Origin of the sequence: Prochlorococcus marinus str. MIT 9312 (assembly GCF_000012645.1) — a bacterium.
GTDB classification, from domain to species: domain Bacteria; phylum Cyanobacteriota; class Cyanobacteriia; order PCC-6307; family Cyanobiaceae; genus Prochlorococcus_A; species Prochlorococcus_A marinus_L.
The window spans coordinates 1,256,856-1,269,506 of record NC_007577.1; the positions used below are offsets into that span (position 1 = coordinate 1,256,856).

The window sequence follows — 12,651 nt, forward strand, 5'->3', positions numbered from 1 at the left end:
GATGTCAAAAGTTCTCGGATTTATACCCTGCAGATCAGGTTCAAAAAGAATAAAAAATAAAAATCTTCTTACATTTAATTCGAAGTCTCTCATACAAAATGTTTATGATTTTGCCGAATTATCTAAAAGTATAGATGACATTGTAGTATCAACAGATTCTTCAGATTATTTAAATAGTTTTAGCAAAAAGGGTAAATTTATAGATATTGGGTTAAGATCAAAGAAAAATTCAACTGATAAATCAACTGATATTGATGTTTTAAAAGAAGTTATTCAAAAATTAAAAATAAAAGGATTTGATTATAAATATGTTATTCACTTAAGACCAACTTATCCAGCAATTTCCGAAAAAAATATTGATGATGCATATAAATTACTTTTATTAAATGAAAGAGCAACTAGCTTAAAAAGTGTTGAAAAACTAGATTTGTTTTATCAGAAATGTTTAATAGAAGATGATGAAGATTCGTCAAGATTAATTGGACTTGATAATGATATTTTTAATATTTCATCATCAATGCCCTCTCAAAAATGCAAAAATATTTATGCCCAAACGGCAGCTCTGGATATTTATAAAATCGAAAATATATTATCTGGAAATTTATGGGGAAGTTATTGTTTAAAATATGAATTTGGTAATGTGAATGCTGATATAGATGAATATTTTGATTTGCCTCATGCATATAGTGCACTAGATCAATTAGATGTTTTTAATAATAAAAAGAAGGGAAAACAATATGAAATATGTTTTGATATTGATGGACTTCTTTTTTCAAGAACTTCAGATGGAAATTACTCTAATGCAATTCCCAATAAAGGAGCTATTGAAATTTTATCTAAATTAAAAAATAAAGGATTTGTAATTATTTTACAAACCGCAAGAGGTACTAAAACTGGAAAGAATTGGTTTGAAGTAACAAAAAAACAACTAGAAAATAATAATGTACCTTATGACAAATTAATTTTCAAAAAACCTGGCTCAGATTTTTATGTAGATGACCGTTTTATATCTTTAAGGAGATTAAAAAAGATTTTCAATATTTAATTAACCAATTTTGATTTATATAATAAATTAAACATTTTTATTTCTTAAGTTATTTTTTTTATTAACTTATATTTTAAATTAAAAATGTTCTAAAATTTGCTTATGAAGTATGAATTGCATTAGTTAAAATTAATATAAAATAATATCTGATATGTATTTAGAAATTTTTCATAAACTTCTTTAGAAAATCCCCTCCTTCTGAAGCAAAATCTTCAATTTTATTTTTATAATTTAATTTTTAAATTAACATAGTTTCTATATTACCTTCGAGATGGTTAATATAGAAATATTATTTCGGGGCCATAGCTCAGCTGGTAGAGCACCTGCATGGCATGCAGGGGGTCAGCGGTTCGAGTCCGCTTGGCTCCATCAGGATTTTCACTAGTTATACCAACTAGTCTGAATGATTTTAAACCATTTTACATAGTGTATTTTTATGTCTAAATATGTATAAAAATACGTTCTCTGCGACCATCTCTGCGACCAAGCTTTTTAATACAAATAATTATTAATTAATTTGTTTATTTTTTATAAAGGTTATGAATAAAAATAATGGTTTTTCTATTCAAGAATTAGTAGTAGTGATTTCTGGCTTTTCTTTATTAGCTTTAATATCTTTTCCGAAAATATCAGATTTTATAAAAGACTTTAAGATTAACCATGCAAAGAATTTGATAACATCAATAGTTAGACAATGTGTTGAATATTCTGAAATAAATGATTTAGATAATCCAACATTCTCTGATATAGGTATGGGAATGACATTAAATCCATATGAAGATTCATATGGAATTGATTATGGGGATCATGATGGATTTACCTACAACACAACAATATCCTCAGCTACTCCAACAAGAGAATATTCTTCATGTATGCGACTTTCTGCTAAATCAACTTCAATTCAAGGACTTGGAGATGAGACAGGTTATCATTATCCTCATTTTGAAATAATGTATAATTCTTCCACTGGAGAATATGAAAAAACCTGCGTCTTACAAATAAATGCTTACAACAAACCAAGACATTGCAATGAAGAAACTTCAAGCTGGTGACTACTGACTATAGAAGAAGATATTTAAAAATTACTTTCAAAGATAAAAAAGTATTTCTATAAGACATTATTAAGGTTGTTATCCCTGCGACCACCCCTGCGACCAAATTGGCAAAAACAGTTGTAATAGCTAGTTATAGCTTGATTGGTGATCTGCATGGCATGCAGGAGGTCAGGGGTTCAAATCCCCTTGGCTCCATTAATATTTTCTCTATTTATTATTAGAATTAGAGGATATAACCTGTTTTATATTTTATATTTTCTATGTATACAAACATAAATTATCTAAGACTATTTATAATACAATACCTTTCAGAAATTACTGAAAATAAATATGTGGATTTACTAAATTAGTAAACTTTACTAAATAGTATCAATCTCTATTAAAATTAAAGTAAATCTTTCTAATGCTCATTATTTTTTTTAGAAATGAATAGATTAAATTTCAAAAATTAAGAATATGAATATAAGATATTATTATCAATAAATTTAATGAAACAATTTTTTTGGTTGCATATCAAAAAATCGGCAGGGATCTCTGTTAGGAGAGCTTTAAAACCCTATTACGTAGAAGTAGACAGGGGGCATAAGCCAAAAAACTTTGTCCAAGCAAATTATAGTGAATATAATGACATATTAAATAATTACAGAATAAACTTAGGGAACTATCAATTTAAAAGAGCTCTTTTCGCTAAGGAATATTTATATAAAGAGAATTGGGATTCAATGTTTTCTTTTGCATTTTGCAGAGAGCCAATTGATAGATGTATTAGTATGTTTTACTATCTCTTTTGGAAAAAGAATTTTAGGAATAGAGTTTATACATCATTGAAATCAAAAAAGATTTTTTTAAGCGATTCGTATGCCTTCGATTACTTTTTAGAACTAATTGCCAATAGAAAATATAGCAATTCAAATTTTAAACCCATAGATTTACATTTCACTACCCATACAAATCCAATGTGGGATGACATAACAGATATTAATGGGGATTTACTTTTATCAAAAGTATTTAAACTAGATGATTTTACAGAAGGAATTAATTATGTCCTAAAGAAAATTATTAACAAAAATGTAGATTCAAAATTTGTTAAATTGCATGAGAATCAACAAAAAGGTTCATTTTCTCCAAATAAGTTTCAAATAAAAAAAATTCAACAAATATATAAAAAAGATTTTGAATTGTATGAAACTATTTCTCCTCTTAAAAAAGAATAAAAAATCAATTTTTTTATAACTAGCAAATTAGACTTTTATAATTTTTATTTGATAATTTACCCATTTTATAAAGTTTCTCAATCTGTAGATAATCTTTATTTAGATATTCCCTTAAATTGTAACTAGCAAAATCTGTTAAATGAATTTGATTTAATGAATTATTACCAACTTTTTCCTTTGCATGACATTCTATATTAAACGTCTTTAAAGCATCTTCGTATAAATTCTCTTGTGTGATCACAGAAAGAATTTGTTTTGAACTACATTTTTTTAATAAATCTTTTAAGTAAAAATTTATATCCTCATTAAGATGGTGAATACTTTTAAATTCTTCAGAGACTTTCTTATTTAGTCGGCCATTTTTAAAATATAAATTTTCTGCAAGATTATTTAATGATTTATATTTTTTTAGAATTGCTTTCTCATTAAAAAATCTATCTTCATTCCTTTTTAAGATAATAAGATTTTTATATCTATAATTAAATGCCGATATTGTTCTATTAATAGGATTTCTTATCAGAATTATATATTTTAAATCTTTTCTATAAATAACTTTTCTTACATGGACTACCTTATATATATGAAATAAATTTAATAATTTAAGGCTTTTAAATAATGAAGAGCCGCCTGTTTTGCCGATGTGTACAATTATTGTAGAGTTTTTGGGGATAACTAAATAATCTTTAATTGCAATAAAATGAATGTAAAAAATACTTCTTTTAATATATTTTTTGACTTTATAAATAAAATATCTAAACATAATTGAGCTTTTCTTTGATTCCTTTCCTTTAACTATTAAGGAAATAATACTATATTGAATAAAAAATGGTTAAAAGAATTTTTGGATATTTTATATTGTTTTTCTTTGGAGCTACATCTATGGTCATATTTACTTTTAAAAAGCCTGAACCATATTATTCATATTTAAAGAGTTTTTTCATGCCAATTTATCTTGTTCCTAAGATAAAAGAAAAAAATTTTGATGCATACAAAATTATTCAAATAAAAAATAAAGATGATCTTAATCAAACCAGGAAAAATCTGAGAAATTTCATTTTTGGTGGAGAAGATCTATCTGGGTTATTACCCGAGGTTAAGAAATCAATCACTGATGAAAGGTACAAAAAACTAAAAAACCTAAAAAGTATTGATAAATATGCTCACACGATGGAATATGGGATCACTTCGATTGCTTACAAATTTAATCCAATAAAAAACAACAAAAAATTAATTATTTATAGTCAAGGCCATGCAGGTGATTTTTATAATGGGATCAAAAACATAACTTTCTTCCTTGAAAAGGGTTATACAATTATTGCAGTGTCATTACCCTTAAAAGGTCTAAATAGTAAACCTTTAGTTGAATCTAAAAACAATGGAGAACTAATGTTAGATGAGCTTTGGAAATTAAAATATTTTCGACCAACGAATGGTAATTATTTCAGATATTTTTTAGAGCCAATTATTGCTTTTATTAATCAGGCCAGCATGGATTTGCCCTTTGATAGTATCTCTATGACAGGGATCTCCGGGGGAGGTTGGACTACTATACTTATGGCTTCTATTGAGGAAAGGATTAAACATAGTTTTCCTGTAGCAGCCCCTCTACCACTTGCAATAAGAAATGCAAAATCTATGACTGTTATGACTAGAGATAGCCTTCTCTACCAAAAATTTAATTATCTTGATTTATATATTCTGGGTTCAACTGGTAAAGGGAGAGTACAAAACCAAATTTTTAATTATTACGATCCTTGTTGTCGTTATGGGGACAATGGGAAATACTATTTAAGTGCGGTGAAAAATACGCTAAAAACTATTAGTGATGGAGAATTTGATGTTATCTATGACTACAAAAATAAGTTGCATACTATTTCCGATTTTGGATTAGATTTTATTCACAATAGAATTAAAAATAATTAATTGGATCTATTCGTTTTTAGAATATCTTTGAATCTTGAAATATATTTTGTTCAATCATTATCATCCTTTCTTTTTGAATTAATTACAACGAATAACTTTTAGTGCTAGGTCGATTTTTAGATTTAAATAAAGTTAAAGTCTTTTACTGAATCATATATGAGATTCTTATAAGTCATGAAAACACTTATTAATGATTTGTTTTTACATTATTAAAACTATTTAGAAGATTTACTTTGATAAGTGGGAGATTAAAGTTAAAATACATTATCGTTAAATAATAATTTCGATGAATATTGTTAATTTCAATCAACTTGGTTTTGATAAATATATTTACTTGATAGCTGAAATAGGAATTAACCATAATGGTTCAATTGATTTAGCTAAAAAGTTGATAGATCAAGCTGTAGATTGTGGATGTGATGCAGTAAAGTTCCAAAAGAGAGATATTAACACAGTTTATTCGAAAGAGATTTTAGATCAAGCCAGAGAAAGCCCATGGGGAAATACTCAAAGAGAACAAAAAGAGGGTCTTGAATTTTCTTTAACACAATATGAAGAGCTAGATAAATATTGCAAAGGGAAGAATATTGATTGGTTTGCCTCTTCTTGGGACAAAAAAAGTCAATTAGAAATGAGAAGGTTTAAATTTAAATTCAATAAAATAGCCTCTGCTATGGCTACAAACTTAGATTTTGTTGAATTTGTAGCATCTGAAGGTACTCCTACTTTTGCATCAACTGGGATGACAGAAATTGAAGATATTGAAAAAATAGTGGAAATTTTTAAGAGGCATTCATGTGAATTGATGCTTATGCATACTGTAAGCACATACCCCTCCTTAGAATCTGATTTAAATTTAAAATGTATCAACATGCTTAAGAATAAATTTAAGCTCCCTGTTGGATATAGTGGTCACGAAGTTTCAGTTTCTCCATCTGTAATAGCAGCAACATTAGGAGCATGCGCTATAGAGAGACACATAACACTAGATAGGTCAATGTATGGTAGTGATCAATCAGCATCATTACAAGAAGAAGGCTTTAGACAATTAGTCTCTATTTGTAGAAAAATACCTATTCTTCTTGGAGACGGAGAAAAGAAGATAATAGAAGCAGAAAAAACAATTGCCAATAAATTAAGATATTGGAAAAAATAATGAAAACTTACGTTTTTGATATTGATGGAACTATTTGTACAAATACATATGGTGAATATAAAAAAGCTGAACCTTTTTTGGAAAATATTTTAAAAGTAAACTCTTTATATGAAAATGGTAATTATATTAAATATTTCACAGCAAGAGGTTCTGGCACAGGTATAGATTGGCATGATCTTACAAAAAAACAACTTGATACATGGGGAGCAAAATATCACGAATTAATCTTAGGGAAACCAGAAGGGGACTTTTACATAGATGATAAAGGTAAAAATGCCCTTACATACAATTGGGCGAACACAAGTATCCCATTAAATGATAAGAACTATGGAAATGTTATAAAACAAGAAATCATCAAAAGTATTAATACACTAGAAAATTTTTTAGAAAATCATTCTTCTATCAGTTCTATAGAAAAAGTCTCTAAATTATGTCAAGAGTGTCTTAAAAAAGGAGGTAAAATTATTTTTGCAGGTAATGGAGGTAGTTTCGCAGATGCTCAGCATTTAAGTGCAGAATTTATTTCTAAATTATTAACAGATAGAAATCCACTGCCTGCAATAGCATTAGGTACCAATTCAAGTTCTACTACAGCTATTGGCAACGATTACGGGTTTGAAAATATTTTTTCCCGGGAATTAGATGCTCTTGGAAATTCTAATGATTTATTTTTAGCTTTTTCAACAAGTGGAAATAGTCAAAATATTATTAATGCGTTAAAAAAATGTGAAGAAAATTCTATTAATTACTTTATCTTTACTGGCAAAGATGGTGGATTATGTTCTGAATTATTTTCTAATATTATAAAGGTCCCTTCTGATAATACAGCTATTATTCAACAACTACATATTACTCTTGGTCATATAATTTGCAAATTAGCAGAACAAAATTTTTTGAATCATGAATAATAATTTTGGAGTGATGCAAGGAAGATTACTTCCCAAGTTCAAAGATCAATATCAATCACATCCTTTAGGATATTGGCAAAAAGAATACGATATTGCATCTAAATTATTTTTGAAAAATATTGAGTTTATTTTTGATTTATATCTTTATAATGAGAATCCAATTTATTCAAATTTAGAAGAAGTAATAAATATTCAAAAAAAGACTGGAATAAAGACAAGCAGTATATGTGCAGATTTCTTTATGAATGCGCCAATCCAAAGTGCTAATAGAGAAGAAAAGATTATCTTTCAAAAAATTCTTTCAAGATTAATTATTAATTTATCAAAATTAGGGGGTTCAGATATAGTTATTCCATTTGTGGATAATTCCAAATTAAAAACTAAAATAGATAGAGAAAAAGTTATTGAATTTTTAAATTCGTTTGAAGAAATTTGTTCTGATAATAATATTAACCTTTCTCTAGAAACTGATTTAGAACCAGAAAATTTTAGAGATTTTATAGATAAATTTGATAATGATTTTATTACTATTAATTATGATTCAGGTAATAGTGCTTCATTAGGATATTCAATTTTTGAAGAATTAAATATATTAGGCAATAAAATTACAAATATTCATATAAAAGATAGATTACTAAATGGATTTTCTGTCGAATTAGGGAAAGGTAATGCTAATCTAAAGTTCTTAAAGAAATTCATAATTGAGAATAATTATAATGGTGTTATTACTTTCCAAGCATATAGAGACACAGAAGGTATTTCAATTTTCAAAAAGCAATATCAATATTTCTTAGACTTAAAAATATGAAGTTTGTTGCAATTCTTTTGGCCAGAGGAGGATCCAAAGGGATTCCAAAGAAAAATCTTTTAAAAATAAATAAAATTCCTTTAATTAGTTTTACTATAAGACAGTGTTTTAGTGCAGGTATAGAAGAAATTTATACAAGTTCTGATGATGATGAAATCTTATCTGTTGCGAGAGATGAAGGTTCTAAATTAATTAAAAGGCCCTTAGATATTGCCCATGATTGTTCTACATCAGAATCGGCTTGGTTACATGCTATTGATAATATTGACAATTTAGATGATAGCAATGACTGGATATTTGCCCCTCAATTAACATCTCCAATTAGAGAAACATTTGACATTAAGAATGGACTAGAAATTGCAAGCAGTAATAAATATGATTCAATATTTTCGGCTGTAGAATTAAATGACTTTTTAATCTGGAAAAATGAAAATAATAAATTGGAGCCAATAAATTATGACTTTCAAAAACGACTAAGAAGGCAAGATATTAAGGTAAATAATTATCTAGAAAATGGCTCTTTTTATTTATTTAAACCTTGTGGCATAAAAAAATTTAATAATAGGCTTTATGGAAGAATAGGGATATGTAAAATGGACAAATTAAAAATGTTCCAAATAGATCACTATAGTGATATTTTTATTGTAGAAAAAATCTTGCAGAAACTCAATATCAAATAAATGAGTATGTTTTCTGTAAAAAATAAACGTGTATTAGTCGTGGGGGCCTCTAGGGGGATTGGTCTTGAAATATCAATCAAATTGAAAGAGGGAAAAGCTGATATTCTTGGAATTGCTAGGTCTGATATAAATGCTGATTTTAATTATCTAAGAGTTGATATCTCAAACAATAAAGATATCTTATATTTAAATAAATATATCGAGCAAAATAACTTATTTTTTGATGGAATTGTCGTAAATTCAGCAATAAGTCAATCTCCCAAAACATTTGATAATAAAGAAAACACTTCTAATAAGCAGAAATTTACACAAAACCCTAGGAAGTTTGAATTAATTAATAATATAAATCTAATTTCTGTTTATGAACTTCTATATACTGTAAGTCCTTATATTTCGAAAGATGCTTCAATTATTTTTATCTCTAGTATTGGTTCTGAATTGGGATTCCCAGGGAATCCTGGATACCAAACATCAAAAGCAGGAATAAACGCCTTAGTGAGAGCATTAGCTGTAGATTTATCTAGAGATAGAATAAGAGTGAACCATTTAAATTTAGGATATATAAATGCACCAATGAGTAAGGATTCATACAATGATAAAAAAATGAATAAAGAAAGAAGTGAAAGAACAATCCTAAAAAGGTGGGGCTCTATAGAAGATGTAATAGGACCAGTAATTTTTTTATTATCTAATGAAAGTAGCTATATCACTGGAACAGGTATAAATGTTGATGGTGGGTGGTTATCAAAAGGATTATGAATTTAGATTTAAAAGATAAATTTATAATAATAGCTGGAGGACTTGGGGGTATTGGTCTAGAAACTGTAAAAGACTTAATTTCTGAAGGTGCAGAAATTTCAATATTAACTCAAAATGAATCAAAATATATTGAATATTCAAAATACTTTGATGTACATTTATTGGATTACGAATCAGAAGATTCTATTAAAGCCACCTTTGAATTTTTAATGAAAAACAGAAAGCCATCAGGGTTTATATCTTTTGTTGGTACTGGTAGATCGTCTAATAATGCTTTTCAAAATAAAGATGATGTTATCAAGATGTGGCAAGTTAACTATTTTGCCAACAGATTATTGGCAAAAATTTTTGTAGAGTCTACACGAAAAATTTTTGGAGATCCAAAAAATTCGGATTACTTTATTACTCTAACTGCATCAATAGCATCTAACCTTTTTATTAATTGCCCAACTGAATATTCAGTTTCAAAAATTGCATTAGTGAGATTATGCAAAGATTTATCTTGGAAATTAGCCCCTTACTATAGAGTAAATTGCATTTCTCCAGGTAATATTTTCTTTAAAGGTGGTACGTGGGACAGAATACAAAAAGAAGGTAAAATTGATATTGATGAACTATTAAAAACAAAAGTTCCATCCAGAAGATTTGGAACCCCATCTGATATATCTAAATTTGCAGTATTTTTATCATCTCCCTTAGCATCATTTATAAATGGTTCATGTATTAAAATTGATGGTGGCCAATCAACTTATACTTAGAAATTGAAAAATTTTGATTTAAAAGAAGGTTACTATATTGTTACCGGCGGTCTTGGATTACTGGGGAAACAACATTGTGAAGCTATAAGTAAATTCGGTGGTACCCCAATAATAATTGACATAAACCACTTAGAATTTCAAGATTTTTATAGGTATTTATTAAAAAAATATAACAAAAAGGCAGTTTTATTTGAGAATGATATTACGAATGAAAAATCGGTTAAAGAAGTTGTTGATAAATGCAAAGCCTTAGATTATAAGATACATGGCTTGATTAATAATGCCGCTAGAGATCCCAAAGTTACTGAAGGTGGGCTTAAAAATAAAAACAGATTGGAAATATTTCCTATAGAAGAGTGGAACAAAGATTTATCTGTAGGTTTAACAGGCGCATATCTATGTACTAAATATTTTGGATCTTATATGAATAAAAATTATGGAGGAGCAATTGTAAATATTTCTTCCGACTTAGGCTTGATAGCACCTAATCAAGAACTTTATAAAGAAGATACACTTAATTCTGAAAATCAGCCTGTAAAACCAGTTACATATTCAGTAGTTAAAAGTGGTCTAATTGGCTTAACAAGATATACTGCTACCTATTGGCCCAAAAAAGTAAGGTGCAATTGTTTATGTCCAGGGGGAGTTTACAATCACCAAAATGAGTCCTTCTTGAATAAGGTTTCTAATTTAATTCCAATGGGAAGACTTGCTAATAAAGATGAATATATGCCCGCTATTGTATTCATGTTAAGCGAAGCTTCTTCATATATGAATGGCGCCATTTTATCAATTGACGGTGGGCGATCTACCTGGTAATTTAACTATGAATTTTAGAAGAACAAAACAAAAAATAAATGATTTTAAAGGATTTATTATCGTAAAAATAATCATAAATAATTTTCTTTTTCAAGATTCTATAAAATCATTTTTACTAATTAGGAAAAAATCACACACAAAATATCTTCTTGAAGAAAATAATATTTTTGATAACAATCAAAAGATCGGATTATTTCCATATAGTGTTTGGGATTGTCTGGCGATACATAATATATTTTGTAAATACTATAAAAATGCTATTTGTATTCATCCTGATCAAAATATAGAAAGAAAAGAGATATCTAACTTAAGAATCAAATTAATTAAAAATTTCAGATCTAGAAAATCAATTAAAAAAAGAAATGTTAGTTTTTTTATTAAAGATAGCCAAAAACTTTTTGAAGAAATTAATCTTTTTTTAAAAAAAGAACTTGGGGAATTTAGTCATATAGCAACCTATGGACTTTTAGATAATTTAATCAAGGATTGTAATTTATCAATTTTTTTAAACGGTTTTATCTATGATAAAAAATTGTTATTTTCCTATTTAGCAAAAATCCTCAAGCTTACAAAAATAATATGTGACCCATTTAAAAAGATATTTATTGCAGAGACAGCGTATCTAGAATGTTCTTTTTTAAGGGCCTATAGCTTCGCTCATAATATTGAACTTTTTTGTTTGCATCCAAATGGTACTTTCAGAAAATTAGATCCTAAAGAATCACCTTCAGAAAGTTACATTTCTGACAAGAAAAATTTGATTTTCGGAGGAAATTGCAAAATAAGTTATGAGGAACTTAAAAATCTTGGAGTTAATTATTTTAGAAAGAGATTAAAAGGTGAAGGTTCAGATTCTGACTCTAGATATGCATTTAGAAATTCAGCCTCTAAACCCAATAAACAAATAAAGAAAGTGCTATTTTTACACTGCATAAGAGATGCAAACAATATTAACTCAATTGAATCAAATATCTTTAAAACTTATATAGAGTGGACTAATTACACCTTGTCGAAAATTAAAAATGATCAAGAAAATTGGTGGATCAAAATACATCCTATGTCTAGTTTTTGGAAAGATGATATTGATATAATTAGAGAATTATTTAAGCAGAATAATATTGACAACTCTATTTCAGAAAATTGTCCTAGTACAAAAGAAATATTAGAAAAAGGTATGCCGATTTTTACATGTAATGGGACCATAGCACTTGAATCACTTGCATTTGGCAACTACTGTATTGCCTCGGGAAATAGAATCGCTAATTCTTTAATTAAGAAAATTGATGATTTAAATAGTTATGATAATTATTTATTAATGCCAGTTAATAAATGCCTCAAAAATCTGAAGGCTTCAAAAGAAAAATCAATATTAGCGAAATCTTTGTTAATGGATACAAAAAGCAGATGCGATCTTGAGCATTTTTTTCCATATAAATATATTCAATCCAACGATTCTTTTCTCCAAAAATTAAAAATAATATTTACTATTGGGAACAAAAAGCACAAATACATTTAAATTGTATGGT

Annotated in this window: 13 protein-coding genes and 1 tRNA gene; 13 read left to right on the top strand and 1 reads right to left on the bottom strand. The window is 27.4% G+C overall.

From position 1 onward, the window contains the following. The first annotated feature begins 1 nt into the window (after nucleotide 1). The 4 genes from PMT9312_RS09375 (at nucleotide 2) to PMT9312_RS06940 (ending at nucleotide 3,314) form a co-directional block, all read left to right on the top strand. On the top strand, nucleotides 2-1,045 hold the full coding sequence (locus PMT9312_RS09375; RefSeq protein WP_011376887.1) for an acylneuraminate cytidylyltransferase family protein: 1,044 nt from the start codon (nucleotides 2-4) through the stop codon (nucleotides 1,043-1,045). A gap of 296 nt (nucleotides 1,046-1,341) precedes the next feature. After that, a tRNA-Ala gene (locus PMT9312_RS06930) sits at nucleotides 1,342-1,414 on the top strand. Nucleotides 1,415-1,584: 170 nt separating this feature from the next. Beyond that, complete coding sequence (locus tag PMT9312_RS06935) at nucleotides 1,585-2,097, top strand: type II secretion system protein (RefSeq protein WP_011376888.1); 513 nt, start codon at nucleotides 1,585-1,587, stop codon at nucleotides 2,095-2,097. Between the two features lie 491 nt (nucleotides 2,098-2,588). After that, a complete protein-coding gene (locus tag PMT9312_RS06940) occupies nucleotides 2,589-3,314 on the top strand; it encodes a sulfotransferase family 2 domain-containing protein (RefSeq protein WP_011376889.1) in 726 nt (241 codons plus the stop codon). A gap of 19 nt (nucleotides 3,315-3,333) precedes the next feature. Here PMT9312_RS06940 and PMT9312_RS06945 read toward each other — a convergent pair whose 3' ends face one another. Then, nucleotides 3,334-4,074 (bottom strand): hypothetical protein, encoded by a 741-nt coding sequence (locus tag PMT9312_RS06945; protein WP_011376890.1) that lies wholly within the window; start codon nucleotides 4,072-4,074, stop codon nucleotides 3,334-3,336. 65 nt (nucleotides 4,075-4,139) lie between these two features. Here PMT9312_RS06945 and PMT9312_RS06950 point away from each other — a divergent pair, with 65 nt between their 5' ends. The 9 genes from PMT9312_RS06950 to PMT9312_RS06995 all read left to right on the top strand — a co-directional run bounded on the left by PMT9312_RS06950 (nucleotide 4,140) and on the right by PMT9312_RS06995 (nucleotide 12,641). Next, a complete protein-coding gene (locus PMT9312_RS06950) occupies nucleotides 4,140-5,237 on the top strand; it encodes a hypothetical protein (RefSeq protein ID WP_036924336.1) in 1,098 nt (365 codons plus the stop codon). Between the two features lie 286 nt (nucleotides 5,238-5,523). Continuing rightward, on the top strand, nucleotides 5,524-6,393 hold the full coding sequence (locus tag PMT9312_RS06955; protein ID WP_011376892.1) for an N-acetylneuraminate synthase family protein: 870 nt from the start codon (nucleotides 5,524-5,526) through the stop codon (nucleotides 6,391-6,393). Continuing rightward, nucleotides 6,393-7,301, top strand: a complete 909-nt coding sequence (locus PMT9312_RS06965; protein WP_011376893.1) for a D-sedoheptulose-7-phosphate isomerase — start codon at nucleotides 6,393-6,395, stop codon at nucleotides 7,299-7,301. Before PMT9312_RS06955 ends, PMT9312_RS06965 begins: the two co-directional genes overlap by 1 nt. Further along, entirely contained in the window at nucleotides 7,294-8,109 is an 816-nt protein-coding gene (locus PMT9312_RS06970) for a sugar phosphate isomerase/epimerase family protein (protein WP_011376894.1), read from the top strand. Before PMT9312_RS06965 ends, PMT9312_RS06970 begins: the two co-directional genes overlap by 8 nt. After that, nucleotides 8,106-8,789, top strand: coding sequence for an acylneuraminate cytidylyltransferase family protein (locus tag PMT9312_RS06975; protein WP_011376895.1), 684 nt, complete (start codon nucleotides 8,106-8,108; stop codon nucleotides 8,787-8,789). Before PMT9312_RS06970 ends, PMT9312_RS06975 begins: the two co-directional genes overlap by 4 nt. Before the next feature lie 6 nt (nucleotides 8,790-8,795). Next, nucleotides 8,796-9,548, top strand: coding sequence for an SDR family oxidoreductase (locus PMT9312_RS06980; RefSeq protein ID WP_196218495.1), 753 nt, complete (start codon nucleotides 8,796-8,798; stop codon nucleotides 9,546-9,548). After that, complete coding sequence (locus PMT9312_RS06985) at nucleotides 9,545-10,306, top strand: SDR family NAD(P)-dependent oxidoreductase (protein ID WP_011376897.1); 762 nt, start codon at nucleotides 9,545-9,547, stop codon at nucleotides 10,304-10,306. Before PMT9312_RS06980 ends, PMT9312_RS06985 begins: the two co-directional genes overlap by 4 nt. Before the next feature lie 3 nt (nucleotides 10,307-10,309). Continuing rightward, nucleotides 10,310-11,125, top strand: a complete 816-nt coding sequence (locus PMT9312_RS06990) for an SDR family oxidoreductase (protein WP_011376898.1) — start codon at nucleotides 10,310-10,312, stop codon at nucleotides 11,123-11,125. Beyond that, on the top strand, nucleotides 11,082-12,641 hold the full coding sequence (locus PMT9312_RS06995; RefSeq protein WP_011376899.1) for a hypothetical protein: 1,560 nt from the start codon (nucleotides 11,082-11,084) through the stop codon (nucleotides 12,639-12,641). Before PMT9312_RS06990 ends, PMT9312_RS06995 begins: the two co-directional genes overlap by 44 nt. Nucleotides 12,642-12,651 lie beyond the last annotated feature (10 nt).

What these genes read in the sequence shown, in the direction of transcription:
- PMT9312_RS09375 (WP_011376887.1), top strand. Translation starts at nt 2, where the DNA reads ATGTCAAAAGTTCTCGGATTTATACCCTGCAGATCAGGTTCAAAAAGA.
- PMT9312_RS06935 (WP_011376888.1), top strand. Translation starts at nt 1,585, where the DNA reads ATGAATAAAAATAATGGTTTTTCTATTCAAGAATTAGTAGTAGTGATT.
- PMT9312_RS06940 (WP_011376889.1), top strand. Translation starts at nt 2,589, where the DNA reads ATGAAACAATTTTTTTGGTTGCATATCAAAAAATCGGCAGGGATCTCT.
- PMT9312_RS06945 (WP_011376890.1), bottom strand. Translation starts at nt 4,074, where the DNA reads ATGTTTAGATATTTTATTTATAAAGTCAAAAAATATATTAAAAGAAGT.
- PMT9312_RS06950 (WP_036924336.1), top strand. Translation starts at nt 4,140, where the DNA reads ATGGTTAAAAGAATTTTTGGATATTTTATATTGTTTTTCTTTGGAGCT.
- PMT9312_RS06955 (WP_011376892.1), top strand. Translation starts at nt 5,524, where the DNA reads ATGAATATTGTTAATTTCAATCAACTTGGTTTTGATAAATATATTTAC.
- PMT9312_RS06965 (WP_011376893.1), top strand. Translation starts at nt 6,393, where the DNA reads ATGAAAACTTACGTTTTTGATATTGATGGAACTATTTGTACAAATACA.
- PMT9312_RS06970 (WP_011376894.1), top strand. Translation starts at nt 7,294, where the DNA reads ATGAATAATAATTTTGGAGTGATGCAAGGAAGATTACTTCCCAAGTTC.
- PMT9312_RS06975 (WP_011376895.1), top strand. Translation starts at nt 8,106, where the DNA reads ATGAAGTTTGTTGCAATTCTTTTGGCCAGAGGAGGATCCAAAGGGATT.
- PMT9312_RS06980 (WP_196218495.1), top strand. Translation starts at nt 8,796, where the DNA reads ATGTTTTCTGTAAAAAATAAACGTGTATTAGTCGTGGGGGCCTCTAGG.
- PMT9312_RS06985 (WP_011376897.1), top strand. Translation starts at nt 9,545, where the DNA reads ATGAATTTAGATTTAAAAGATAAATTTATAATAATAGCTGGAGGACTT.
- PMT9312_RS06995 (WP_011376899.1), top strand. Translation starts at nt 11,082, where the DNA reads ATGGCGCCATTTTATCAATTGACGGTGGGCGATCTACCTGGTAATTTA.